This is a genomic window from Mesorhizobium sp. M7A.F.Ca.CA.002.05.1.1 (assembly GCF_003998335.1).
In the GTDB taxonomy this organism is placed as follows: domain Bacteria; phylum Pseudomonadota; class Alphaproteobacteria; order Rhizobiales; family Rhizobiaceae; genus Mesorhizobium.
This window is the reverse complement of the sequence record NZ_RZQI01001658.1, coordinates 1-437: the sequence shown is the minus strand read 5'-3', so window position 1 is coordinate 437 and position 437 is coordinate 1. Positions and strand designations below refer to the sequence as shown.

1 pseudogene is annotated in these 437 nt (G+C 66.1%); it reads right to left on the bottom strand.

Going from position 1 to position 437, the window contains the following annotated elements:
- Positions 1-437: pseudogene (locus EN939_RS37630) on the bottom strand (NADH-ubiquinone dehydrogenase); the annotation flags it as partial.

Sequence of the window (437 nt, the reverse complement as noted above, 5' to 3'; positions counted from 1 at the left end):
GATAATCCTCGACCCAGGCAACCTCTTGCGGCGTCCATGCCGCGATCTGGGCATAGGTCCAGATACCGAGGCCGTTGAGAACCTTTTCCAGCTTCGGCCCGATGCCCGAGATGGCCTTGAGATCCGCCGGTTTGGCCGGTTTCTCCATGGCGTTGGGCTGCCTGAAATCCTCGGGCATCAGCGCATCGCCGGCGCCGCTTGTCGCCGGAGCGGCGTTGGCGGCCGGCACGGCAGTGGCGGCTTCCTTGGCGGCAATATCGGTGACCTCCCGGGCGAAGGACTGCGCCTCGGCGATCATGCTTTTCGCCGTCGCCCGCGCCTTCGTGGAGGAAGAGTTCGGATCGTCGAACTGCGCGACGCGCGCCTCGAAATCATCGACGATCGGCTGCAGCAGCCGCTGCGAGGCTTCTGCCGCGCCTGAAAGCGCGCCCAGCCAG